Raw genomic sequence first — 24371 nt, 5'->3', positions numbered from 1 at the left:
TTCATGCTGGCGCCCTTCATCTGGATGCTGGTCACCTCGATCAAGCCACCGGCCGAGATCTTCAGCGCCGAGATCGCGCTCTGGCCGAAGCAGTTCTACGGCGTCGAGAACTACCGCTTCGCCATGGAGAAGGCGCCGCTGCTGCGCTTCGCGCTGAACGGCGTCATCCTCTGCGTCGGCATCCTCGTGGTGCAGCTCCTGGTCGCGATCCCCTGCGCCTATGCGCTGGCGAAGCTCGATTTCCCCGGGCGCAACCTGCTCTTCGTGCTGGTGCTGCTCGGCCTGTGCATCCCGGTCCAGGTGCCGGCGATGCCGCTCTATATCGGCCTCGCCCAACTTGGCCTGCTCAACACCTATTTCTCGATGATGGTGCCGTTCTTCCTCTCGGTCTTCGCCATCTTCCTGTTCCGCCAGTTCTTCCGCAGCTTCCCCAACGACATCATCAACGCCGCCCGGCTCGACGGGATGAGCGAGTTCGAGATCGTCTGGCGCATCGTCACCCCGAGCGCCTGGCCGGCGATCGCCGCCTTCGCTGTGTTCTCGATCGTGGCGCATTGGAACGACCTGTACTGGCCGCTGATCGTCATCTCCGACGCGAAGCTCGCGCCGCCGCCGCTCGGGATGATGTTCTTCGCCGATGCCGAAACCGGCTCGAACTACGGCGCACTGACCGCCGCGGCGACGATCCTGACCGCTCCGCTCGTTCTCGCCTTCCTGATCGCGCGGCGCAGATTCATCGACGGCATCACAATGACCGGCGTCAAATAAGCCGACCCCGCGAAACGCCTAAGCCTGAAACGCCCAAGCCCGACCAAAACCCAATTATCTCAAGGAGATCACCGATGAAAGCTTTCGGCAGAACCCTGGCCGCCGCGGCACTCGCGCTGGCCGCCTCCACGGCGGCACGCGCGCAGGAGGTCACGCTCGACGTGCTCTACGCCTTCCCGGCCTTTGCCAAGTTCCACGAGCCCATCGCCGCGGAGTTCATGAAGAAGAACCCCGGCATCAAGATCAACTTCCGGGCCCCGGCGGCGAGCTATGACGAGGGGCATCAGGCGATGCTGCGTTCGTCGGTCACCAACCAGCTGCCGGACGTCTACTATTCCGGCTTCCACTTGCTGACCGAGCTGGTCGAGACCCTCGACAAGCGCAAGCAGGTCGTCGATCTCGGCGAGCTGCTCAAGGCCGAGCCGGAAGCCTGGCGTAAGGCCAACTACTCGGACGCGCTGCTCTCGCTCGGCCAGGCCAATGGCAAGCAGGCTGGCCTCGCTTTCAACGCCTCGACCCCGCTGATGTACTTCAACGCCGAGCTGGTGAAGAAGGCCGGCGGCGATCCCGACAAGATGCCCGACAACTGGGCCGACACGATCGCGCTCGCCAAGAAGATCCGCACCGCGGATGTCGCCGGTCTCGCCTACAACATCCATGACTGGCCGGATGATTGGCTCTGGCGCGGTATCGTCCAGCAGGGCGGCCACACCCTGCTCGACGCCAGCGGCAAGAAGGTCGCCTTCGGCGGCGATGTCGGCCTGAAGGCGCTAGAGACGTTGCGCAGCCTCGTCACCGAAGACGGCATGCCGCTGATCGACTGGGATCAGTCGCGCCAGCAGTTCATCGCCGGCAAGATCGGTATCTTCTTCGACACGCCGGCCCGCCTGCGCCAGGTCACCGACCTCGTCGGCGAGCGCTTCACGCTGAAGACCGCCCTCTTCCCGGTCGACGACAAGGCCAAGGGCACGCTGCCGACCGGTGGCAATGCGGCGATCATCACCGCCAAGGACCCGGCCAAACAGAAGGCGGCCTGGGAGTTCGTGAAGTTCGTCACCGGGCCGGAGGCGCAGAAGATCGTCGTCGAGACCTCGGGCTACATGCCGACCAATCTGCGCGCCGGCGAGGACGCCTTCCTCGGCCCGTTCTACAAGGACAACGCCAATTTCCGCACCATCAACGGCCAGGTGAACCGCGCCTCGCCCTGGCAGGGTTATCCGGGCGGCAATTCGGTGCGCATCTGGCGCCAGCAGCGCGAGGTGATCGCCGGCGTGATGCGCGGCGAAATCCAGCCCAAGGCCGGCCTCGAGCGCATGGTCTCCGAGACCGAAGCGCTGATGAAGTGAGCGCACTCCTCTGACGCACTGATGCCGCCCGGCCTCCGCGCCGGGCGGCCTTGTTATTTCCAGACTTGGATTCAGACCCGATGATCATCGCCCAGCTCAGCGATTTCCACGCCAGGCCGCATGGCCGGCCGGCCTATGGCATCGTCGACACCAATGCCGCGATTACCAGTGCCGTCGACGCCGTGCTGGCGCTCGATCCGGCGCCGGATTGCGTGCTGGTCACCGGCGATCTCGCCGATTGCGGCCTCGCCGAGGAATACGCGATCGTCAGCACGGCGCTGCGGCGATTGCCGATGCCGGTCTATGTCCTGCCGGGCAATCACGATCGGCGCGAGGGCTTCGCCGGGGCGCTCGGTGCCGACTATGCCTACCTGCCGAAAACCGGCTTCCTGCACTACACGATCGAGGATTTTCCGGTCCGGCTGATCGGGTTGGACACAGTGATCGCCGGCGAGGATGGCGGTGAGATCTGCGCCGAGCGCGAGGCCTGGCTTGCCGAACGTCTGCGCGAAGGGCAGGCGCGTCCAACTTTGATCTTCATGCACCATCCGCCTTTCGCCGTCGGCGTCGACGGCATGGATGTGATTCCCTGCCGCGTCTCCGCGAGCTTTGCCGCGCTGATCGCCGCTCATCCCGAGATCGAGCGCGTGCTCTGCGGGCACTACCATCGGCCGATCCAGCGGCGTTTCGCCGGCACGATCGGCTATGTGGCGCCAGGCACGGCCCATCAGGTCGCGCTTGATCTGCGCCCCGGCACGGAAAACCAGTTCATCATGGAGCCGCCGGCATTTGCCGTGCATGTCTGGCACGCTGAGACCGGCATCGTCAGCCATCTCCAGCCGATCGGCGATTACGGCCCGCGCAGGCCCTTCGTGCTCGACCCTGCCTATCCCGGCAAGCCGCAGGTGGCCCATGCCTGAACCGCGTCTTCTCGCACTGCTCGACCAGTCCGCTGCGATCGCGCGGCAGGCCGCCGAGCTGCTGGTCCGCATGCAGGACGGCGACCTTGCGGTCGCCCGCAAGGACTTCCGCGATGTGGTGACGGCCGCCGATCTCGCTTCGGAACGGCTGGTCATCGACGGTTTGCGGCAGCTGACGCCCGAGGCGGCAATCCTCTCGGAAGAGGCGGGTTTCTCCGGCTCGACGGCGGCGCCGTGCTGGATCATCGACCCGCTCGACGGCACGGTGAACTACGCCGGCGGCCTGCCCTGGTTCTCGGTCACCATGGCCTATCAGGAGGAGGGGCGCACGCTGCTTGGCCTGACGCATGCGCCGCTTGCCGGGCTTGTCGCGCATTATGTCGAGGGCGGCGTCGCGACGGTCAACGATCGGCCTGCCGCTGTCTCGGCGACGGCAAGCCTTGCCGATGCGGTGGTCTCGATCTGCCTGACCTCGCATTATGCGCCAGAAGATCTGGAGCGGACCAATGCCGTCATCCGCCGGTTGTCCGGCCTTTGCCGCGGTGTCCGTGTGCTCGTCTCCGGCGGGCTGGAGATGTCGCTGGTCGCGGCTGGGCGCCTCGACGCCTTCATCGGACTCAAGGCCGATATCGTCTCGCATGCGGCGGCGATGCCGTTGGCCCGCGCCGCCGGTGGCAAAGTCACCACCGTCGCCGGCGTGGATTCGCGCGACGAGGATCTGGAGAAGGTTGTCAGCAACGGCCTGATCCATGAGGAGTTGCTCGCGGCGATCCGCGCCGCCTGAAGCCGTCAGTGCAGAGCGAGTACGGCAGCCGCAGCCTGCTCGTCGGTGATCAGCACCGAGGCGAGCCTGCCCTTCAGGGCGGCGGCGATGACCGCGGCCTTGTTGCTGCCGCCCGATGCCAGGATCGCCGTCGGGATGCGCGTCAGCGCCTCCAATGGCAGCGCGATGGCGCGGCGGTTGATCGGATGGTCGAGCGGCTTGCCGTCCTTGTCGATGAACTGGCCGAGCAGGTCGCCGACCGCACCGCGTGCCGTCAGCTCGGCAATATCGAGATCGCGCGGCAGGCCGTAACGCACCAGCAGCGAGCGCTCGCTCATGTCGCCGGCGCTGAGGATCGAGACGTCGGTCGCCCGGATGCGGGCGAAGGCCGCCTCGAACACGTCCTGCGCCAGGATGGTGTCGCGCGATTGCGGCGTGCCGGCATAGATCGGCGCGGCGAGATAATGGCACTGCGCCTGCCAGAGCCGGGCGAACTGGCTGGCGATCTCGAAGGTGTTGAGCTCGATGCCATAGGTCAGCCCGCCCATCATCGAGGTGACGTCGAGATCGCGGAACTGGCCTGGCCTGACATGCCGGATCGTCTCGCGCAGCGTGCTGCCCCAGCCGACGCCGAAGACGCCCGATTGGCGCTCTTCGACGATCTGCGAGACGAACTCGCCGGCGGCACGGCCGATCTGGGCCGGCACCTGCGCCGGGTCATCCGGCGTCGGCACCACCACGGCCTCCTGCAGGCCGAATGCGTCGACCAGCGCGCGCTCCAGCCGGACGCAGCTTTCCAGGCGCGAGTTGATGGTGATGTTGACGAGACCGCTGCCGCGCGCTTCCACCAGGAGCCGGTTGACCCGGAGCCGAGTCATCTTAAGCCGGTCGGCGATCTCCGCCTGGGTCAGCCCTTCCATGTAGTACAGCCAGGCGGCTCTCACCTGGGTCTGGGCGTCTTCCGGCATCGCTGGTCCTTCTGTCGGGCTGCCGAGGGTTATATCGCGCCGGCCGTCCCTACAACCGGGGGCTGTCTGCATGGCGGTTTCGTCTTGACCAAAACCAATGTAAGTACGAAAATACATCTGTTGCAAAGGCGATCAGTCGAGCCGGAGTGTCACCCCGAGATGTCCCATGCCGTGTTCCTGCATGCCGCCGGCGATGCGCGTGTCGCGCCCTTCAATCTGCGCGAGGGAGCGCCCGGCGAAACGCTGATCGACGTGGCCGCGGTCGGTCTCTGTGGCAGCGACCTGCACTATTACAAGGATGGCGGTATCGGTTCGGCGGTGATCGCGGCGCCCTTCGTGCCGGGACATGAGTTCAGCGGCTGGCTGACCGAGGACCTGCCCGAGCTCGGCCTGGCGCGCGGTGCACTGGTCGCGGTCGATCCCAACCAGGCCTGTGGTCATTGCGAGCATTGCCGCGCCGGGCATCCCAATCTCTGCCCCGAAGTCATCTTCATCGGCGCGCCCCCCAATGACGGCGCGATGACGGACCGGATCTGGGTGCCGAAATCGCAGATCGTTCCCGTGCCGCAGCATTTCACGCCGAGCGATGCAGTCATGCTGGAGCCGCTCGGCGTCGCCATCCACGCCGTCGATCTGGCAAAGCCGCGCCTGCTCGAGCGCGTCGCGCTGCTTGGCTGCGGGCCGATCGGCCTTTTGATCCTGCAGGTGCTGCGGACGGCCGGTGTCGGCGAGATCCTGGCCTGCGATCCGCAGCCGCATCGACGGGCGCTGGCGCTCAAGCTTGGCGCCAGCAAGGTCGGTGAGAGCGCAGCCGACATCGCCGCGTGGACTGAAGGAGAGGGGCTCCCGCTCGTAATCGAGGCGACCAATGCGCCGGAAGGGTTTCGCGACGCCGTACGCGCCGCGCGCATTGGCGGGCGTGTTGTGCTGGTCGGGATTCCCGATGGCGACAGCTATGTGGTGCCGGCGGCGGAAGCGCGCCGGCGCGGGCTGACGATCAAGTTCTCCCGACGCATGGGCCATGTCTATCCGCGCGCCATCGAGCTGGTGGCGCTGGGCAAGGTCGATGTCGAGGCCGTCGTCAGCCACCGCTTTGCTCTGGCTGAGGGACCTGATGCTTTCCGCCGCCACGCCGCGAACGAGGCCGGCATGGTGAAGAGCCTGATCTATCCTGGCGGGACCGAGATGCGAGGGCGCTGAGCGCGCTCGCCGTAATCGGGCCCGGCCGGAAGTCGTTTGACAGAGATTGGAGCAGATGCTCTTTATCGGAGCATCTGATCAATTCTTGTTGCCCCATGACCCGCCAATCTTCGCCATTCGACCTCGTCATCCTCGATTGCGACGGCGTGCTCGTCGACAGTGAAACGATCAGTTGCGGGCTCCTGGTCGATCTTCTCTCGCCGTTCGATCCCGATTACGATCTGCCCTATGTGATGCGCCGCTATCTCGGGCGGCCGGCGAGTGCGGTGATCGAGGACTATGAGCGCATGACGGGTGGCCCCGTTCCCGACAGCTTCAGGCGGGACTGGCGCGCGCGGTTGTTCAGTGCCTTCGCGAAGGATTTGCAGCCGATCGCCGGTGTGCGCGAGGCGGTCGAGGCCTTCGATGCCGACTATTGCGTCGCCTCGTCCAGCGACGAGGAGCGTATCGAGTTCTGCCTCCGTCAGGTTGGACTCTGGGACCTGTTCGAGGGGCGGATCTTCAGCACGACGCGGGTGAAGCGGGGCAAGCCCGCACCGGATCTCTTCCTGCTGGCGGCGGCCGAGCGTGGAGTTGCGCCGGAGCGCTGCCTCGTGGTCGAGGACAGTGTCAGCGGCGTCAAAGCGGCCAAGGCTGCCGGCATGACGGCATTCGGCCTTGCCGCCGGCAGTCATTTCTCCGTGCTCGACCAGCGTCAGCCGCTGATCGAGGCGGGGGCCGACCGGCTGCTCGGTTCCTGGCGGGAGTTTGCGATGCAGGATGCGGATTGAGCGCATGGCCGACGGAGACAATGCCCGCCTCGACGATGCCGCCCGCGCCGGCTGGCTCTATTATATCGCCGGCCGGACCCAGGAGGACATCGCCCAGATCCTGAACATCTCGCGGCCGGCGGCGCAGCGCCTGGTCTCGCTTTGCCGGAGCGAGGGGCTGATCAGTTTCCGGATGAACCATCCGATCGCCGATTGCATGGATCTCGCGGCCCGTCTGCGCGATCGCTTCGAGCTGCAGCATTGCGATATCGCTCCCGCCGATGGCTCGGCCGAAACGGCTGCCTCCGGTGTCGCTTCCCTCGGCGGGCTGTTGATCGAACGCTGGCTGCGCTCGCGCAAGTCGCTGGTGATGGCCCTCGGCACTGGTCGCTCGATGCGCGCCAGCATCGAGCGCGTCTCGCCGATGTCCTGCCCGCTGCACCGGCTGGTCTCGCTCGTCGGCACGATCTCGCCGGATGGTTCGGCGAGCCGGTTCGATACGCTGGTCAAGCTGGCCGAGATCACCAAGGCGCAGCATTTCCCGATGCCGCTACCGCTTTATGTCTCCAGCCCGGAAGAGCGGGCGCAATTGATCGAGATCGAGTCGGTCCGGCGGATTCGAGCGATCGCCGGCGAGGCGGATCTCTGGCTGATGGGCATCAGCCAGATCGGCGATGATGCCGTACTCCATCGCGACGGCTTCATGACCCGCAGCGAATTGCTCGAGCTGGTTCGCGCCGGAGCAGTCGGCGAGGTGACCGGCTGGGCCTTCGATGGCGAGGGCAGGGTGCTCGACCAGGGCCTGAACCGGCGCGTCACCAGCGTGCCGCCTGAGCCGGGCAGCGACCGGCTGCGCATCTGCATCGCCCATGGCGCCGCGAAGGTGGCGCCGCTGCGGGCGGCCCTCGCCGGGCGCATCGTCAACGGCCTGATCACCGACGAAGAGACGGCGCGCGCCCTGCTGGGCGACTGAGCGCCGCAAACCCTCCCCGATCTCCTGGAACGCTCGATGCACGATGTCTCCGCGTGTCGTCATCGCCCTGTCACGGGCGGTTGACATAGAATGCCTGTATGCGAGCATATGCTTCAACAAAGAGCATATGCTCGCATAACATTTCACGAGGGAGGCTTCTCATGCGACCTTTCCATGGTGCGATAGCGGGCGCGGCCGCCCTGATGCTGGCAGGGCTGTCGCCCGCCCGGGCCGCGACGGAGATCGAGTTCTGGCACGCGATGAGCGGCGCCCTTGGCGAGCGCGTCGACGAGATCGTCAAGAAGTTCAACGACTCGCAGAAGGACTATGTCGTCAGGGCGATCGCCAAGGGCACCTATGACGAGGTGCTGAACGGCACGATCGCCGCCTACCGGGCCAAGCGCCAGCCGGAGATCGTCCAGTCGAACGAGCGCTCCTTCCTGACCATGGTCAATTCGGGCGCGATCATCCCGACCGCCGAGCTGATGACCGAGCAGGGCTACAAGATCGACTGGTCGAACTTCATCAAGCCGGTGGTCGGCTACTACGCGGTGAATGGCAAGCTGCAGGCGATGCCGTTCAATTCCTCGACGCCGATCCTGTTCTACAACCGCGACCACTTCAAAGCCGCCGGCTTCGACAAGCCCGGCGCGACCTGGCAGGAGCTCGAGCCGCAGCTCGACGCGATCAAGGCCAAGGGCGTGTCGAAATGCGCGATGGTGCTGCCCGGCGACTATGAGTGGAGCTTCCTCGAGAACTACAGCGCGGTGAACGACATCCCGTATGCGACCAAACGCAACGGCATGGACGGGCTCGACACCTCCTTCGTCTTCAACAAGGGCAAGCTCGTTGGCCAGGTTGAGCGCATGAAGCGCCTGGTCACCTCCGGCGTCATGCAGATCGCGGGGCAGGGCGTCGTCCCGGTTCAGCTCTTCACCTCCGGCGAGTGCTCGACCATCATCGCCTCGACCGCTGCCCACGCCGCGGTGGTCGCCGCCGCCAAGTTCGACTGGAGCGCGATCGAACTGCCTTATGAGCAAGGCGTGACACCGAGGAACAGCGTCATCGGCGGCGCCGCGCTCTGGGCCCTGAAAGGCCACACGCCGGAGAAGTACAAGGCTGTCGCCGCCTTCTACAATTTCCTGGCGCAGACCGACACGCAGGTCTGGTGGCACCAGGTCACGGGCTATGTGCCGGTAACGGTCGCCGCCTATGAGGCCGCCAAGGCGCAGGGCTACTACGACAAGAGCCCGACGCGGGCGATCGCCGTCGTCCAGCTGATGCGTGGCACCCCCAGCGACAACTCGCTCGGCTTCCGGATCGGCAACAGCAACCAGATCAATGTCGCGATCATGGAGGAGGTCTCGGCTGCCTTCCTCGGTCGCAAGCCTGTGCAGCAGGCGCTCGACGACGCAGTGAACCGCGGCAACGAAGCGCTGCGCCGCTACGAGCAGCTCAATGCTGGCAAGAAATAGCGAAGGCCTCGCGCTGCCGGCCAGCGGAGACGCGCGGCGTCTGCGCTGGCCGCTGCGGCGGCGGGCGGCCGCTCCGATCATGGACGGCCAGGCGGAAAGCGGGCTGAAGCGCGCGCATTTCACCGGCAGCTGGCTGCCGTTCTGGCTGCTGGCGCCGCAGCTCTTCATCCTGCTGCTGTTCTTCTTCATCCCCTCGGTGCGGGCACTGCTCCAGGCCTTTCAGCTCACCGACCCGTTCGGCGCGACGACGCAATGGGTCGGCTTCCAGAATTTCGAGCGTCTCTTCCGCAGCGGCGTCTACTGGTCGTCCGCGCAGGTGACGCTGCTCTTCACGCTCGCACAGAACATCCTGACCCTGTCGGTCGCGCTCGTGCTCGCCTTCGCGACCAACCATATCGCGCGCGGCCGCGGCGCCTATCGCACCATCCTGCTGCTGCCCTATGCGATCGCGCCGGCGATCGCCGGCATCATGCTGGCCTTCCTGTTCAACCCGCGCGTCGGCCCGGTCGCGCAGATGCTGCAGGGGCTCGGCTTCGACTGGGACCCGAACCGCAATTCCGGCCATGCGCTGGCGCTGATCGTCATGGCCGCCTCATGGAAGCACATCTGCTACAACTACATCTTCCTCGCCGCGGCGCTGCTGTCGGTGCCGCAATCGATCCTGGAATCGGCCTATCTCGACGGCGCTGGGCCGATCCAGCGCTTCCTGCGCATCTGCCTGCCGATGATCTCGCCGACCCTGTTCTTCCTGGTGGCGATCAACTTCGTCTACGGCCTGTTCGAGACCTTCGCTATCGTTGATGCAACGACCCGCGGCGGGCCGGCGGGCTCCACCTCGATCCTGGTCTACAAGGTCTACCAGGACGGCTTCGTCACGCTCGATCTCGGTTCCTCGGCGGCGCAGTCTGTCGTCCTGATGGCGCTGGCGCTCGCGCTCACCTTCGCGCAGTTCCGCTTCATCGAGCGGCGCGTGAACTACAGCGTCTAGGAAGCGACGATGAACGAGCGCACGCCCGTCCTCGACTTCGTCTGCCATGCCATCCTGGTGCTGGGCGCGGCGATCGTCTGCCTGCCGATCTACTTCGTCTTCGTCACCGGCTCGCAGTCGCAGCAGGAGATCATGCAGGTGCCGCTCTCCTGGCTGCCGGGCGATCAGTTCCTCGCGAACATGCAGACCGTGCTGAGCAGCGCGAAATTCGGCCGACTCTTGCTCAACTCCTTCGTCGTCGCCTGCGGCATCACGCTCGGCAAGCTCGCGGTCTCGCTGATCGCCGCCTTCGCCGTCACCTATTTCCGCTTTCCGTTCCGGCTGACGGCGTTCTGGCTGATCTTCATGTCGCTGATGCTGCCGATCGAGGTGCGGATCGTGCCGACCTATGAATCGGCGGCCAATGTCGCGCTGCCGCTCAACATCCTCGGCGGTTGGCTGGGCTGGCAGGTGCTGGTCGATCTCGACTGGAACCTGGTCAACACCTATTCCGGCCTGATCCTGCCGCTGATCGCCTCGGCGACCGCGACCTTCCTATTCCGGCAATTCTTCCTGACCGTGCCAGACGAGCTCTGCGAGGCCGCGCGCATCGACGGCGCCAGCCCCTGGCAATTCTTCCGTTTGATCCTGCTGCCGCTGTCGCGCTCCAACATCGTGGCGCTGGCGATCATCCTCTTCCTGATGGGCTGGAACCAGTATCTCTGGCCACTCCTCCTCACCACTGATCCCGACATGGCGACGGCCGTGATCGGGCTGAAGAAACTGATGCCGCAGAGCGACTCGCTGCCGACCTGGCATGTGCTGATGAACGCGGCCTTCCTCACAATGCTGCCGCCGACCATCGTGATCCTGCTGCTCCAGCGCTGGTTCGTGAAGGGGCTGGTCGACAGCGGCAAATAGCCAACGCACCTCTCTGACGACGGGACTTCGACCATGCGGATCATCGGGCATCGCGGCGCGCGCAACCTCTGGACCGAGAACAGCCTCTCCGGCTTCAGGAATACCCGCGACCTCAAGGTCGACGCCGTCGAGCTCGATGTGCATCTGTCCAGCGATGGCGAGATCATGGTGATCCACGATCCGCTGCTCGACCGCACCACCGACCATAAGGGGCCGATTGACAGGCTCGACCGCGAGGCGCTGCGCAAGGTCAAGCTGCGCGACACGCTCGGCGAGACGATCCCGACCTTGGCCGCGGTGCTCGACGTCTTCGGTCCCACCGGGATCGAGCTCGAGATCGAGATGAAAATGAACGCCTTCGGCAGCCCCTATCCCGGCCTGCTCGACAAGGTGATCGCGCTGGTCGAGGAACGCGGACTGGCTTCGCGCGTGGTGCTGACCTGCTTCGTGCCGGAGGTGATCGAGGAGATCAAGGCGAAGGCGCCAAAGCTGCGCCGTCTCGCCTCGGTCGACCGGCGTTCCTGCGAGGCCTATGGCGGCATCGAGCGGACGCTGAAGCGCTTCACCGATCTCGGTTGCATCATCGCTGTCGAGCAATCGCTGCTGCGCCTCACGCTCGACCAGGCGCTTGGCATCGTCGGGCGCGAGCGCCTCGGGGTCTGGGTACCGAACACGGTCGGCGACATCGACTTCTGGCTCGGCCAGCCCGTCTCGCAGATCACCAGCGACCGGCCGGACCTCGTCCAGCAGCTGGTCGCTGCCCGAGCGAAGTGACCCCGATGGCGGTCAGGCTCTCGCGTGCGACGCTGGCCGCCATCACCGGTCCGGTCGCAGTCCCGAGCTACCAGCCGGGCGAGCTTTCGCCCGGCATCGTCCATATCGGTGTCGGCAATTTCCACCGCGCGCATCAGGCTGTTTATCTCGACGAACTCTTCGAGCGAGGCCTCGATCGCGACTGGGGGCTGGTCGGCGCCGGGGTGCGCGAGAGCGATGCCGGGATGCGCGCTGATCTCGCGGCGCAGGATTTCCTGACCACCGTGGTGGCGCAGGACGCCTCGTCCTCGCAGGCACGCATCATCGCGCCCATGCTCGATTTTCTTGCGCCGGGGAACACCGAAGCGGTTCTGGCGAAGCTCATCGATCCACGCACCCGCATCGTCTCGCTGACCGTCACCGAGGGCGGCTACTATATCGATCCGGCGACGCAGGCCTTCGCTGCCGATCACCTCGACATCCTCGCCGATGCCGCTGACCGGCTGCAGCGGCCGAAGACGGCCTTCGGCCTCATTGCGACGGCGCTGCTGCAGCGTCGCGCCGCGGGCATCGCGCCCTTCACGGTGATGTCCTGCGACAACCTGCCGGGCAACGGACATGTCGCAGAGGCAACCGTCGCAGGCCTCGTCGAGCTGGTCGATCGCTCCGACGCGGCCTGGATCAGGGAGAACGTCGCGTTTCCGAACGGCATGGTCGACCGGATCACGCCGGCGACCACGCAACGCGAGTGCGACAGGTTGCGCGAGGAGTTCGGCATCGAGGATCGCCGCCCGGTCTTCTGTGAGGACTTCCGGCAATGGGTACTGGAGGACCGGTTTGCGGCCGGCAGGCCGCGGCTCGAGGAGGTCGGCGTCCAGTTCGTCGGCGATGTCGCGCCGTTCGAGCTGATGAAGCTGCGCATCCTCAATGGCGGCCATGCGGCGATCGCCTATCCCGCCGGCCTGCTCGATATCGCGTTCGTCCATGAGGCGATGCAGGATCCGCAGATCGCGCGTTTCCTGTCGATACTGCTCGAAGAGGAGGTGGTACCGCTCGTGCCACCCGTGCCGGGCACCGATCTTGGAGCATACCAGCGGACGATCGAGCGGCGCTTCGCCAATCCGAAGATCGGCGACACCATCCGCCGGCTCTGCTTCGACGGTTCGAACCGCCAGCCCAAGTTCATCCTGCCGACGCTGCGCGATGCGCTTCGAACCGGGCGCAGGATCGATGGGCTCGCCCTCGTCTGCGCGCTCTGGTGCCGCTATTGCTATGGCGAGAGCGAAAGCGGCCGGCCGATTGCGGATAATGATCCGGTCTGGCTGCGGCTCGCCGAGCGGGCCCGCATGGCGAAGGCTGAACCCGCCGCCTGGCTCGAGATGCCGGACATCTATGGCGAGCTGGCGCGAGAGGACCGATTCCGGATCGCTTTTTGTAAGGCTCTGCAAGCAATCTGGAACGACGGAACCAAAGCAGTGCTGGAGCACTATTGCAGGTTGAGCATGTATTCGGCCTGAGGCTTTCGACGCTTCTTGCCGGCGGATCGTCCAGATACCTCGCCGATGGGGTATCTTTGCGTATGTAACAGTTACTGCCGCCTGACTGCTTCCGGGTTTCGTCGATCCATCCGAAGATACTGCCTGTGACGGTGCGGGGACGATCGGACCGGCAAGCCAGTGGGTTGAAAACATGAGACGAGGCATGAAGCGCCTGGCAGTGGCGTTGCTCGCCACCGCCGCGATGGCTGTCGCGCAGTCCGGCGCGGCGGTCGAGCGTCTGCAGGGCGCCTGGGTAACCAGTGCCGCGAGCTGCGATCAGGTCTTTACCAAGCGCAACGGCCGGCTGGTCTTTAGCAAGCGCTCGGCCGAGGGCTGGTCGGGCTTCATTGCGAGCGGAAAGCATGTCCGTGGCGCGCATGCCAGCTGCGATGTGATCTCGTCGAAGCAGAAGGGCGATGTGCTGACCGCCCTGCTCGGCTGCGAGACCGAGATCCTTTTCGAGACCATGAGCGTCTCGATTCGCTTCAAGCCCGATGGCGATCTCGTGCGCTTCGATCCGGAGTTTCCGGAGGTCGAGACGAGCTATCGCCGTTGCGACAAATGAGATGCCGATTGCCGCACCAGCATGGCGTCACACTCGCTTTTGCCGCGGTTCGCAAGATCGACCAGCACAGGAGGAGGTGACATGGTGGCATTCCCGAGCGTCAAAGCAGCCTGTCACCTTCAGGCGGAGCCGATAAATGAGCTTGGCTTGAAAGCCCTGGTCGTGGTGCTGATGCTTTCTCCATTCGTGCCGCATGATGCGCAGGCGCTCACACTGATCGCGCCGGGCCTTGCAAGCGCCGCGCCTGAGCTTGTCGAGACGGTACAATTCCGCCGGGGCGGCGTCGCGGTTGGCCCGAGAGGCGGTGCGATCGCCGCGCGGGGTTATGCTGCGCGCGGGCCGCGCGGAGCCATTGCCGGTGGGGGCTATGTCGCGCGCGGCCCGAGAGGGAACGTCGTTGCGGGGCGAGGTGCGGTCGTGCGTCCCGGCTATCCGGTGCAGCCCTGGGTCCGCCCGCCCGGCTATTGGTGGCATCCGGGCCTGGCTGTCGCGTCGGGAGCGGCGATCGGCTTTGCCACGGCAGCGGCGGCCACGGCCTATGCCAATTCGCGGCCGCCGGCACCGGGCTATTGCTGGTTCTACACAGATCCGCAGCGCACGCAGGGCTTCTGGGACGTCTGCCCGCCCTGAGAACGGTCGCAGTCAGAAGAGAAACCGAGCCGAACTCATGATCGGCGTCATCCAAGTCGGAGGTTTTCATGTCGAAGCATATTGCTCTGGTTCTCGCCTTTTCGATCGCGGCTGGCATGGCGGGCTGTGCCACCGGTCCGGAGATCACTAGCGATACCGTCATCGTCGCCGGCGTCGGCCCGGTGGAGATCGAGCGGCTCAATGTCCGCGTGATCTCGATCGACCGTGCCAACCGCTCCGTCGTCGTCGAGCAAAACCGCAACACCTGGCGCGTCGATGTTCCGCCGGCCTTCGGCAATCTCGAGCGCGTCCGCGAAGGCGACAATGTCGAGATCCGGCGGGTCGAAGGCGTGCTGCTCGATATCGGGCGCAGCAAGCGGGGCGCCCGCCCGGCGATCACCTATACGGAAGCGGCGAGCGAGCCGCAGTTCCAGAACCTGCCGGATCGGTTCGTCGTGCGCTCCATCACGCTGACGGCGAGGTTCGAGCGCTTCGATGCGGCCAATAGTGTGGTCAGCTATGTCGGCCCGTTTGGTCCACGCTCGCTAAAAGTGGCCGATCCAGCCATCAAGGGGGAGCTGCAGCGACTGCGGCGGGGCGATATGGTCGACCTCAGCCTCGCAGAGGCCTTCTACATCGCTCTGAACTAGTGCCCCGGCGCGCAGGATAAACCGCTATCGCTTTGGCTCTTTGCCAAAGCGATAGCTTGCGGCCGAAGCCTACTCCCATCGGCGATGGTGATGCGCGGGCGCGTCAGTGTTTGACGACCTTCGGCTCCGGCGACGGGGCCGGAGCTGCGACATGCCCCAGCGGGAAGGCGAGGCTGATCAGGGCGATCGTACCCTGCGGCCGGTTCTCGACGCTGACCTCGCGCAGCACCTTGAGCCGGGCCGCGACCGGCGTCCCCGCGACGCTGAAATTATAGCCGATCGTGCCGCCGACGGCTGTGGTGCGGCCCTTGTAGGGGCCGAGCGTCGCGCCGCTGCCGCCATCACCGCTGACCTGCTGGTAATGCGAGGCGATCACGCCGATCGAGAATTCCTTGCTGAGATACTGGGTGATCGCGAGATCGGCGTGGAAGGCGTTGCCGCTGCGATAGTCGGTATCCTTGTTCTTGCCGTTGATCTCGAAGCCGACGGTGGCGGAGATGTCGAGGCCGATCTTGGGGTCGAGCCAGGTGGCAGCGGCGAAAACGTCGCCGATCCAGCGGTTGAAGGCCATGTTGGAGAGCTCGCCGTCCTGGTAGGCGCCGGCGGGAATGCTGAGCGAGCCGCCGACCTGCCAGTGGAAATTGCCGGCATGCCAGCCGATGAAGCTGGAGACGATCGGGTCGCCGAGATTGAAGGTGGCGTCGTGGGCGCTGACCCCGATGGCGCGGCCGAGACGCGGCGCGGCGACCACGGCGCCGGCGCTGATCCGCGGGGTACCGAAGGGAACGGAAACGGCGAAGGCGAGGTTGCCCCCGAAGATCTCGAGCGGCGTGACCCAGGTCGGGGTCATGAAATTGGCGCGCGCCTCGACGTTGACGTTGGCGAGCACGGCGCCGCCGAGCTGCGTCTGTGTTCGCGCGGAGAGGCGGCCGGAATAGGAATAGAAATCATTCTCGAAGTAGAAGCCGGGTGGCGGCAGCATGCCGGCGCCGGGCCCATGCAAGCCCGGGAGATAGAGACTGGCGCCGCCTTCGGTCGCTGCGAGCTGGGTGTGGGTCAAGCCGGCGCCGAGAAAAGCCGTCGCGCCAAGGAGAGCGGTTCGGAATCGCTTCATGATCTACGCCCCCGTCACGAAGACGGAGCGTCCGATGATTCAGCCGGGAGCGTCAAGTTGCGGAGGTAAATGCAGGGGTGAGCGGCCCAGCTGGCCTTGCAACTGTAACGACTGCATCTGCAGCAAGATTCCGAGCGTATATGCTTTTGTACGCCTCACGGTGCGACGGACACCCGGCCATGGAACAGGCGCAAAGACGAGGACTCGCCCGCCTGATGCTGCGCTGGCCGGACCGGCGGGCTGCCCTGCGCGAGAAATGCGGCCACGATCCCCGCCTGGTAGAACTGTGCGAGGCCTATGAGGCCGCCTGCGAGGCTGCTGCCTACTGGGCGAAATCCCCGGCAGCCATCGGCCGGGAACGCACCGAGGAATACAACGCGCTCGCTGCGGCGACAGAGCAAGACATCCTCGAAAGAATTTCCTAACCTTATCGCTCTCGCGACGAACGAGCACGAGCGCGCGCCTTGTCAATCCATCTATGGTTGCGCCATTGTTACGTCGATCGGCGAGAGATGTTTTTCGATCCAGGCTTTGGAGGCGAGGCAATGGACGAAAAGATATCGGCGCAAGGCGAAGAGCCTCCGCCTGGTGAAGTACTGTTGGCTCTCCAAGCGTTAGTTGAAGCCGAATCGCTGCGGATATCCGAGCGTAACAGACGTTTTCTCAGTTTTGTCGTGACGCAGACGATTGAAGGGCGATCCGATCGGATCAAGGCCTATTCGATCGGCGTCGATGTCTTCGGGCGGGACGACAGCTTCGATCCGACGATCGATCCCATCGTGCGCATCGAGGCGACGCGCCTGCGCTCTGCCCTGACCGCCTATTATGAAGGCGCGGGGCTGGAGGATCGCGTCAGGATCACGATACCGCGCGGATGCTATGTCCCGACATTCGCCTGGTCGCCTGGGACTGCGGGCGAAAGCGAGACCCTGGCCGCCGTCGCGCCGGACGGAGCAGCGGCTGCCGTGGTCATTCACGACCATTCCGACCGGGCCGATCCCGCGACTGAGCTGCGTGGCGAACTCTTCACCGACGCGCTGCTCCCGCTCCTGCGCAAGGCGCACTTCAAGACACTGGTGGTGCCCTCGGTGGAACGCAGCGCAGCGTCCGATGCCATCCAGGAACTCTTCGCCCATCCCGGCGAGACCTATTCGCTCGATATCGCGGTGCGGCCGCTGGTTGAGCGCCGCCGCTACTCCTGGCGCTTCAGCGATCTGCGCAATGGCGAAGTCCTGGCCTCGGACTTCCGTGACTTCCTGGCGAAGGCGACGCCCTGCTTCGAGCTGATCGACGATCTCGCCGATAATGCAGTGAAATCGATTTCAGCGGTGGTCGCAGCCCGCTGAGGCTGCGGTCGGTCCGGCGATACAGTTACAGCCTTAAGCGCCCGGTACCCGCGTGCGACCTTCCCGGCGTCGCGCGCCTGGGCCTGCGCTCTTGAAGACGCGCAGTGCCCGGCGACGGATCCGCAACCGGGAGTGTTTCATGGGACGCCATAAATTCCTTGCCGCGGTCGGCCTCGTGGTCGGGCTTGGCCTGTCGGCGATGCCGGCGCAGGCGCAACCAGCGCCCAGCCAGCCGAGCTCGGCCAGGCCGAACATCCTCGTCATCTTCGGCGACGATGTCGGCCAGTCGAACATCAGCGCCTATTCGCACGGCCTGGTCGGCTACAGGACGCCGAACATCGACCGCATCGCCAAGGAAGGCATGATGTTCACCGACTATTACGCGGAGAACAGCTGCACGGCCGGGCGTTCGACCTTCATCACCGGGCAGGTCTGCCTGCGCACCGGCCTGTGCAAGGTCGGCATCCCTGGAGCGACGGTGGGACTGCAGGATCGCGATGTGACGATCGCGGAGGCCTTGAAGCCGCTCGGCTACGCCACTGGCCAGTTCGGCAAGAACCATCTCGGCGATCGCGACGAATACCTGCCGACCCGGCATGGCTTCGACGAGTTCTTCGGTAACCTCTACCATCTCAACGCCGAGGAAGAACCCGAGAGGCCCTATTACCCGAAGAACGACACGGCTTTCGTGAAGGCCAATTCACCGCGCGGCGTGCTCAAGTCGTCGGCCGACGGCAAGATCGAGGACACGGGACCGCTGAACCGCAAGCGGATGGAAACGGTCGACGACGAAACCACTGCCGGCGCGATCGACTTCATGCAGCGCCAGGTGAGGGCCAACAAGCCGTTCTTCACCTGGATGAACACGACGCGCATGCACGCCTTCACCCATGTGCGCGAGTCGATGAAGGGCCAGAGCGGCATGCCCGGCAACGACTATGCCGACGGCATGATCGAGCACGACGGGGATGTCGGAAAACTGCTCAAGGCGATCGACGATCTCGGCATCGCCAACAACACCATCGTCGTCTACACCACCGACAATGGCCCGAACCAGTGGTCCTGGCCGGATGCGGCGACGACGCAGTTCCGTTCCGAGAAGGACACGAACTGGGAAGGCGCCTTCCGTGTGCCGGCGATGATCCGCTGGCCCGGCAAGGTCAAGGCGGGCGAGGTCTCGAACGAGATGATCTCGGGCCTCGACTGGTTCCCGACGCTGGTCGCGGCGGCGGGTGATGGCGAGATCAAGGACAAGCTGGCCAAGGGGACGGCGCTCGGCAGCAAGCAGGCCAAGGTCCATCTCGACGGCTACAACCAGCTGCCCTATCTCACCGGCCAGCAGCCGAAATCCGCCCGCAACGAGTTCTTCTACTTCAACGATGACGGCGAACTGGTTTCCTATCGCTACAACGATTGGAAGATCGTGTTCTGCGAACAGCGCGCGCCTGGTGGGTTCACCGTCTGGGCCAACCCGTTCACCTGCCTGCGCGCACCAAAGGTGTTCAACCTGCGCATGGATCCGATGGAGCGGGCGGATGTCGTCTCCGACCAGTATTATGACTGGCTCGCGAAGAACGCCTACCTGATCCAGTACGGCGTCTACAAAGTCGCGCCCTTCCTCCAGACCTTCAAGGACTACCCGCCGAGCCAGCGCCCGGCGAGCTTCAGCGTCGACCAGATGGTCGATGCGTTGATGAAGAACCTCGATACGGCCGCGAGCCGGGCATCGAAATAGCGGCCCTCGCGTGAGCGGCCGGGGCGGCCAACAAGCCGCTCCGGCTCTGACAGCCTACTGCATGGCGATCAAGAAACGGGTTTTCACAGCAGAGGAACAGGGCAATGGACAAGCATCCGACTTCGCAAGAGCAGGAGCCGACCGCGACCGCACAATCCTCATCCAATCTCGACCGGCGCAGGATCCTGCTGTCGGGCACGGCCTTGGTAACGGCAGCGGCCATTGGCTCGCGCACCGAGGCGCAGCAGCCGGCGCCCGCCCCTCGGCCTGCCACCGCGCCCGGCCGCCCGCCCAACATCCTCGTCATATTTGGCGACGATATCGGCGTTCCGCAGATCAGCGCCTACACCATGGGGATGATGGGCTATCGCACGCCGAACATCGATCGGATCGCGAGCGAGGGAGCCATCTTTACCGATGCCTATGGGCAACAAAGCTGCACGGCGGGCCGTGCGTCATTCATCATCGGCGAAGAGCCTTTCCGGACAGGACTGCTGACGATCGGCATGCCCGGCGACCCGCACGGTATCCAGGACTGGATGCCAACGATAGCCGACGCGCTCAAAACTCGGGGGTATGCGACAGGGCAATTCGGCAAGAACCATCTCGGCGACCGTGACGAGCATCTGCCGACCCGGCACGGCTTCGACGAGTTCTTCGGCAACCTCTACCACCTCAATGCCGAGGAGGAGCCCGAGGGCTATTTCTATCCGAAGGACCCGAATTTCCGAAAGCAGTTCGGTCCTCGTGGCGTGCTCAAGACCTCGGCGGACGGCAAGATCGAGGATACCGGGCCGCTGAACACGAAGCGTATGCCCACGGTGGACGAGGAATTCCTGGCTGCGGCGAAGGATTTCATCGATCGCCAAGCCAAGGCCAGCAAACCGTTCTTCTGCTGGTTCAACTCCACCCGCATGCATGTCTTCACCCACCTCAAGCCGGAATCGATGGGCAAGACCGGCATGGGCATCCATGCGGACGGCATGGTCGAGCATGATGGTCATGTTGGGCAACTGCTCAAGCAACTCGATGATCTCGGAATCACCGACAACACGATTGTCCTGTACACGACCGACAACGGCGCCGAGATCGCGCTTTGGCCGGACGGCGCGATGACCCCTTTCCGGGGCGAGAAGGGGACGACCTGGGAGGGCGGCTTCCGCATCCCGATGATGGTGCGCTGGCCCGGAGTGGTTAAGCCCGGCACGCAATTCAACGACCCGATCACGCTGATGGACTGGTTCCCGACCTTCTGTGCCGCAGCTGGAGAGCCGGACATCAAAGAGAAGATGAAGAGCGGCTTCCAAGCGGGCGGAAAGACCTTCAAGGTCCACCTCGATGGCTACAATTTCCTTCCCTATTTCAAGGGCGAGGCGAAGAAGGGACCACGCGAAACGGTCTTCTACTTCGACCAGGGCGGGAATTTGAACGCCGTACGCTGGAATGACTGGAAGGTAAGCTTTGCCGTCAACAGCGAGGGCAATATCGCAACCGCCACGCGCGAGGTCACATCTTGGGCGTCGATCACCAATCTGCGGATGGACCCCTACGAGCGCGGCATGAAGGAAGGTGGCGAAGCCACCAAATTCCTCGGCCAGCAAATGTGGTTGCTCGTGCCGATCCAGGCCCAGGTGAAGCAGTTCTTCTCTGATTTCGGAGAGTATCCGTATCAGACGGGCAGCTCTCTCAATGCCGCCGGGATCAATTACGGGCTGCTGCAGCAGCAGTCCGCGCTGAAGCGGCTTGGTGATCTGGAGCGGCTGCGTCCACGCTAGCAGCTAATCGCAGGCCATGGCCGCGACACCCGATCGTCGCGGTCATGGGAGCCAGTTGCGGCGAGACGCGTGCTCGTAGGCGCGTTGCGCCCGCTTGCCAAGATCGCGGGGAATTCGATGTCGAAGCTTCGTACGATTCTTGCAGTGGCGGTGTTCGCATTGCTCGGCTTTGCACCCGCCGGCGTCCTCGCGCAGACCGACCCGCTGCCCTCCTGGAACGACGGCAAGTCCAAATCGGCCATTCTCGACTTCGTCAGGACGGTGACGCAGGAGGGCGGGCCCGGTTACGTGAAGCCCGAGGAGCGCATCGCGACCTTCGACAATGACGGTACGCTCTGGGCCGAGCAGCCGGCCTATTTCCAGCTTCTCTTCGCCTTCGACGAGGTCAAGCGGCTCGCCAATGGAAATCCGGCGCTGAAGACCAAGGAGCCCTATCGCTCGGTGCTCGCCCGCGATCTCAAGGGGCTCACCGCCGACCACAACAAGGGCCTGATGCAGGTCATGGCGACGACCCATTCCGGGATGACGACCGAGGATTTCGCGCTGCTCGTGCGCAGCTGGCTCTCCTCGGCGCGGCATCCGACAAAACAGCGGCCCTATGACGAGATGGTCTACCAGCCGCAGCTCGAATTGCTGCGCCATCTGCGTGCCAACGGCTTCAAGACCTTCATCGTCTCCGGCGGCGGCGTCGAGTTCATGCGAGTCTTCGCCGAGAAGGTCTATGGCATCCCGCCCGAGCAGGTCGTGGGCTCGTCCGGCGTGGTCAAGTTCCGGCCGGGCGCGAACGGCAAGCCCGCATTGTTCAAGGAAGCAAAGGTCGAGTTCATCGACGACGGGCCGGGCAAGCCGGTCGGTATCAACCGCTTCATCGGTCGCCGCCCGATCCTCGCCTTTGGCAATTCCGACGGCGACCTGCAGATGCTGCAATATACGACCGCCGGAGACGGTGCGAGGCTCGCCCTGATCGTCCACCATACCGACGCCGAGCGCGAATGGGCCTATGATCGCAGCTCGCATATCGGCAAGCTCGACAAGGCACTGGACGAAGGCCGAGCCAAGGGCTGGACCATCGTCGACATGAAAACCGACTGGAAGACCATCTTCCCAAGCAAGCCGTGACTATGGCGACGGGTCAGCGATCGGAGGCGCGCGAACCATGATGAACGCCGCAGTCGGGGAGGCCAAGGCGATCACGGACCGCATGGTGCGGATCGAGGGCGGCAGCTTCCGCATGGGCTCGGACGCGCACTATGCCGAGGAGGCGCCGAGCCATCGCGTCAGCGTCGACGGCTTCTGGATCGACGAGACGCCGGTGACCAACCGCCAGTTCCGCGCCTTCATCGAGGCGACGGGCTACGTCACCTACGCCGAGATTCCGCCCGATCCGAAAGATTATCCCGACGCGTTGCCGCATATGCTGCAGCCGGGCTCGCTGATGTTCAACCCGCCGATGCATCCGGTGGACCTGCGCGACTGGTCGCAATGGTGGACCTTCAAGTTCGGCGCGAACTGGCGCAAGCCCTATGGCTCGGGCTCCTCGATCAAGGGCCTCGACGACCACCCGGTCGTGCATGTCGCCTATCGCGACGCCGAGGCTTATGCGGCCTGGGTGGGCAAGGCGCTGCCGACCGAAGCGGAATGGGAATTCGCGGCCTGGGGCGGGCGCGAGGACGCCGAATTCGCCTGGGGCGACGAACTGATGCCTGAGGGCCGCCACATGGCCAATGTCTGGCAGGGCAATTTCCCGCACGAGAACACCAAGGAGGACGGCTGGGCCCGGACCTCACCTGTCGGGACCTTCCCGCCGAACGGCTACGGCCTCCACGACATGATCGGCAATGTCTGGGAGTGGACCACGGATTTCTGGTCCGTGCGTCACCAGGCCGATGCGCCGAAGGCGTGCTGCGTGCCGCAGAATCCGCGGGGAGGGCCGGAGGCCGAGAGCTACGATCCCCGCCTGCCGAGGGTCCGCATCCCGCGCAAGGTGCTCAAGGGCGGCTCGCATCTATGCGCGCCGAGCTATTGCCGGCGCTATCGCCCGGCGGCGCGCCATGCCGAGCCGGTCGACACCTCGACCAGCCATGTCGGCTTCCGCTGCGTCCTGCGCGAGCGCGGCTGACGATCTTCCCGGCGGCCCGTAACCGTAACAGGGCTGACTTCGCGGGAGCCTGTCGCCCAAATCATCGGACCGGCGCATCTGTCGGTGTCTCCGGGGATTGGACAATGGACGGAGCCGGACCGAGTGCACGCGACGCCGTCCGGGAGCTTCAGGACCGGATCAACCAGGACATCATCGGCCAGGAAAAGGTCGTCGAGCGCATCGTCATCGCGCTGCTCGCCAACGGCAACGTGCTGCTCGAAGGACTTCCCGGCCTCGCCAAGACCCGGGCGATCAAGAGCTTGTCGAAGAACCTCGAATCCGAGTTCAGCCGGATCCAGTTCACACCCGACCTGCTGCCCTCGGACGTGACCGGCGGTGAGATCCTGCGCGCCGACGGCCAGTTCGAGTTCCGCAAGGGGCCGGTCTTCGGCAACCTCATCCTCGCCGACGAGATCAACCGTGCCCCGCCCAAGGTGCAGTCGGCCCTGCTCGAGGCGATGGAGGAGCGGCACGTCACCGTCGCCGGCAAGCGCTACGATCTGCCGCCGCTGTTCATGGTGCTGGCGACGCAGAACCCGATCGAGCAGGAAGGCACCTATCCGCTGCCCGAAGCGCAGATGGATCGGTTCCTGATGCATGTGCGGATCGACTATCCCTCCGACGCCGACGAAGTGAAGGTGATGCGGCTCGTCCGCTCCGAGAATGCGGCGGCGTCTGCCGGCCCCGCTCCAGCGCCTGCGAAGATTCCGCAGGCTGCAATCATGCTGGCCAGGACGGAGATCGATCGGGTCACGACCAAGGAGGTCGTCGAGACCTATATGGTCGCGCTCATCGCCGCGACGCGGCGGCCGGCCGAGTTCGGCGAGCATCTCAAGAGCTGGATCGCGGTCGGTGCGAGCCCGCGCGGCTCGCTTGCGCTCGACAAGTGCTCGCGGACCCATGCCTGGCTTCAGGGGCGCGATTACGTCACGCCCGAGGACGTGCAGGCCGTGGTGCACGACTGCCTCAGGCATCGCGTCGCGCTCGCCTACGAGGCCGGCGCCGACGGCGTCAATGCGGATGCGGTGCTCGACGAGGTGGTTAGGCAGGTCGCTGTCGCGATCTAGCGGAGAGG

24 protein-coding genes are annotated in these 24371 nt (G+C 65.1%); 22 read left to right on the top strand and 2 right to left on the bottom strand.

Features of this window, described 5'->3' with window-relative positions; all coding sequences use genetic code 11:
- The first annotated feature begins 3 nt into the window (after positions 1 to 3).
- From ACWIGM_RS07680 to ACWIGM_RS07665, 4 genes are all read left to right on the top strand, one after another.
- A complete protein-coding gene (locus tag ACWIGM_RS07680) occupies positions 4 to 768 on the top strand; it encodes a carbohydrate ABC transporter permease (protein ID WP_454025470.1) in 765 nt (254 codons plus the stop codon).
- Positions 769 to 842: 74 nt separating this feature from the next.
- The gene (locus ACWIGM_RS07675; protein ID WP_454025294.1) at positions 843 to 2114 is read left to right on the top strand and encodes an ABC transporter substrate-binding protein; all 1272 of its coding nucleotides are present in this window, start codon (positions 843 to 845) and stop codon (positions 2112 to 2114) included.
- 80 nt (positions 2115 to 2194) lie between these two features.
- On the top strand, positions 2195 to 3034 hold the full coding sequence (locus ACWIGM_RS07670; protein ID WP_454025293.1) for a phosphodiesterase: 840 nt from the start codon (positions 2195 to 2197) through the stop codon (positions 3032 to 3034).
- Positions 3027 to 3818 carry an inositol monophosphatase family protein gene (locus tag ACWIGM_RS07665; protein WP_454025292.1) on the top strand — a complete coding sequence of 264 codons (792 nt, stop codon included), beginning with the start codon at positions 3027 to 3029 and terminating at the stop codon, positions 3816 to 3818. The genes ACWIGM_RS07670 and ACWIGM_RS07665 overlap by 8 nt, the downstream gene beginning before the upstream one ends.
- Before the next feature lie 5 nt (positions 3819 to 3823).
- On the opposite strand, the gene ACWIGM_RS07660 is transcribed toward ACWIGM_RS07665, so the two are convergent.
- The gene (locus tag ACWIGM_RS07660; protein ID WP_454025291.1) at positions 3824 to 4765 is read right to left on the bottom strand and encodes a sugar-binding transcriptional regulator; all 942 of its coding nucleotides are present in this window, start codon (positions 4763 to 4765) and stop codon (positions 3824 to 3826) included.
- Between the two features lie 159 nt (positions 4766 to 4924).
- Here ACWIGM_RS07660 and ACWIGM_RS07655 point away from each other — a divergent pair, with 159 nt between their 5' ends.
- The 11 genes from ACWIGM_RS07655 to ACWIGM_RS07605 all read left to right on the top strand — a co-directional run bounded on the left by ACWIGM_RS07655 (position 4925) and on the right by ACWIGM_RS07605 (position 15186).
- Positions 4925 to 5965 carry a zinc-dependent alcohol dehydrogenase gene (locus ACWIGM_RS07655; protein ID WP_454025290.1) on the top strand — a complete coding sequence of 347 codons (1041 nt, stop codon included), beginning with the start codon at positions 4925 to 4927 and terminating at the stop codon, positions 5963 to 5965.
- Between the two features lie 95 nt (positions 5966 to 6060).
- On the top strand, positions 6061 to 6735 hold the full coding sequence (locus ACWIGM_RS07650) for an HAD family hydrolase (protein WP_454025289.1): 675 nt from the start codon (positions 6061 to 6063) through the stop codon (positions 6733 to 6735).
- Positions 6736 to 6739: 4 nt separating this feature from the next.
- The gene (locus ACWIGM_RS07645; RefSeq protein WP_454025288.1) at positions 6740 to 7687 is read left to right on the top strand and encodes a sugar-binding transcriptional regulator; all 948 of its coding nucleotides are present in this window, start codon (positions 6740 to 6742) and stop codon (positions 7685 to 7687) included.
- Between the two features lie 161 nt (positions 7688 to 7848).
- The gene (locus ACWIGM_RS07640; protein WP_454025287.1) at positions 7849 to 9162 is read left to right on the top strand and encodes an extracellular solute-binding protein; all 1314 of its coding nucleotides are present in this window, start codon (positions 7849 to 7851) and stop codon (positions 9160 to 9162) included.
- Entirely contained in the window at positions 9146 to 10150 is a 1005-nt protein-coding gene (locus ACWIGM_RS07635; protein WP_454025286.1) for an ABC transporter permease subunit, read from the top strand. Before ACWIGM_RS07640 ends, ACWIGM_RS07635 begins: the two co-directional genes overlap by 17 nt.
- A gap of 9 nt (positions 10151 to 10159) precedes the next feature.
- Positions 10160 to 11050 (top strand): sn-glycerol-3-phosphate ABC transporter permease UgpE, encoded by an 891-nt coding sequence (gene ugpE / locus ACWIGM_RS07630; protein ID WP_454025285.1) that lies wholly within the window; start codon positions 10160 to 10162, stop codon positions 11048 to 11050.
- Positions 11051 to 11083: 33 nt separating this feature from the next.
- Positions 11084 to 11824: a glycerophosphodiester phosphodiesterase family protein gene (locus ACWIGM_RS07625; RefSeq protein ID WP_454025284.1), complete on the top strand. Its 741-nt coding sequence runs from the start codon at positions 11084 to 11086 to the stop codon at positions 11822 to 11824.
- 5 nt (positions 11825 to 11829) lie between these two features.
- Positions 11830 to 13320 (top strand): mannitol dehydrogenase family protein, encoded by a 1491-nt coding sequence (locus ACWIGM_RS07620; RefSeq protein WP_454025283.1) that lies wholly within the window; start codon positions 11830 to 11832, stop codon positions 13318 to 13320.
- A 184-nt stretch (positions 13321 to 13504) separates the two neighbouring features.
- Positions 13505 to 13906 carry a hypothetical protein gene (locus ACWIGM_RS07615; protein ID WP_454025282.1) on the top strand — a complete coding sequence of 134 codons (402 nt, stop codon included), beginning with the start codon at positions 13505 to 13507 and terminating at the stop codon, positions 13904 to 13906.
- Between the two features lie 147 nt (positions 13907 to 14053).
- The gene (locus ACWIGM_RS07610) at positions 14054 to 14536 is read left to right on the top strand and encodes a hypothetical protein (RefSeq protein WP_454025281.1); all 483 of its coding nucleotides are present in this window, start codon (positions 14054 to 14056) and stop codon (positions 14534 to 14536) included.
- Between the two features lie 68 nt (positions 14537 to 14604).
- Positions 14605 to 15186, top strand: a complete 582-nt coding sequence (locus ACWIGM_RS07605) for a hypothetical protein (protein ID WP_454025280.1) — start codon at positions 14605 to 14607, stop codon at positions 15184 to 15186.
- 103 nt (positions 15187 to 15289) lie between these two features.
- Here the strand turns inward: ACWIGM_RS07605 and ACWIGM_RS07600 are convergent, their stop codons facing one another.
- Positions 15290 to 16300, bottom strand: coding sequence for a SphA family protein (locus ACWIGM_RS07600; RefSeq protein WP_454025279.1), 1011 nt, complete (start codon positions 16298 to 16300; stop codon positions 15290 to 15292).
- Between the two features lie 179 nt (positions 16301 to 16479).
- Here ACWIGM_RS07600 and ACWIGM_RS07595 point away from each other — a divergent pair, with 179 nt between their 5' ends.
- From ACWIGM_RS07595 to ACWIGM_RS07565, 7 genes are all read left to right on the top strand, one after another.
- Entirely contained in the window at positions 16480 to 16725 is a 246-nt protein-coding gene (locus ACWIGM_RS07595) for a hypothetical protein (protein WP_454025278.1), read from the top strand.
- 87 nt (positions 16726 to 16812) lie between these two features.
- Complete coding sequence (locus ACWIGM_RS07590) at positions 16813 to 17646, top strand: hypothetical protein (protein ID WP_454025277.1); 834 nt, start codon at positions 16813 to 16815, stop codon at positions 17644 to 17646.
- 139 nt (positions 17647 to 17785) lie between these two features.
- On the top strand, positions 17786 to 19381 hold the full coding sequence (locus ACWIGM_RS07585) for an arylsulfatase (protein ID WP_454025276.1): 1596 nt from the start codon (positions 17786 to 17788) through the stop codon (positions 19379 to 19381).
- Between the two features lie 104 nt (positions 19382 to 19485).
- Complete coding sequence (locus tag ACWIGM_RS07580) at positions 19486 to 21156, top strand: arylsulfatase (RefSeq protein ID WP_454025275.1); 1671 nt, start codon at positions 19486 to 19488, stop codon at positions 21154 to 21156.
- Between the two features lie 117 nt (positions 21157 to 21273).
- Positions 21274 to 22275: an HAD family hydrolase gene (locus tag ACWIGM_RS07575; RefSeq protein ID WP_454025274.1), complete on the top strand. Its 1002-nt coding sequence runs from the start codon at positions 21274 to 21276 to the stop codon at positions 22273 to 22275.
- A gap of 40 nt (positions 22276 to 22315) precedes the next feature.
- The gene (locus tag ACWIGM_RS07570) at positions 22316 to 23275 is read left to right on the top strand and encodes a formylglycine-generating enzyme family protein (protein WP_454025469.1); all 960 of its coding nucleotides are present in this window, start codon (positions 22316 to 22318) and stop codon (positions 23273 to 23275) included.
- 104 nt (positions 23276 to 23379) lie between these two features.
- The gene (locus ACWIGM_RS07565) at positions 23380 to 24363 is read left to right on the top strand and encodes an AAA family ATPase (RefSeq protein ID WP_454025273.1); all 984 of its coding nucleotides are present in this window, start codon (positions 23380 to 23382) and stop codon (positions 24361 to 24363) included.
- Positions 24364 to 24371: the final 8 nt, after the last annotated feature.

It is taken from the genome of Allobosea sp. NPDC055332 (assembly GCF_053645455.1).
Note: the sequence above shows the minus strand (reverse complement) of the source record. Positions and strands in the feature narration are given on the sequence as shown.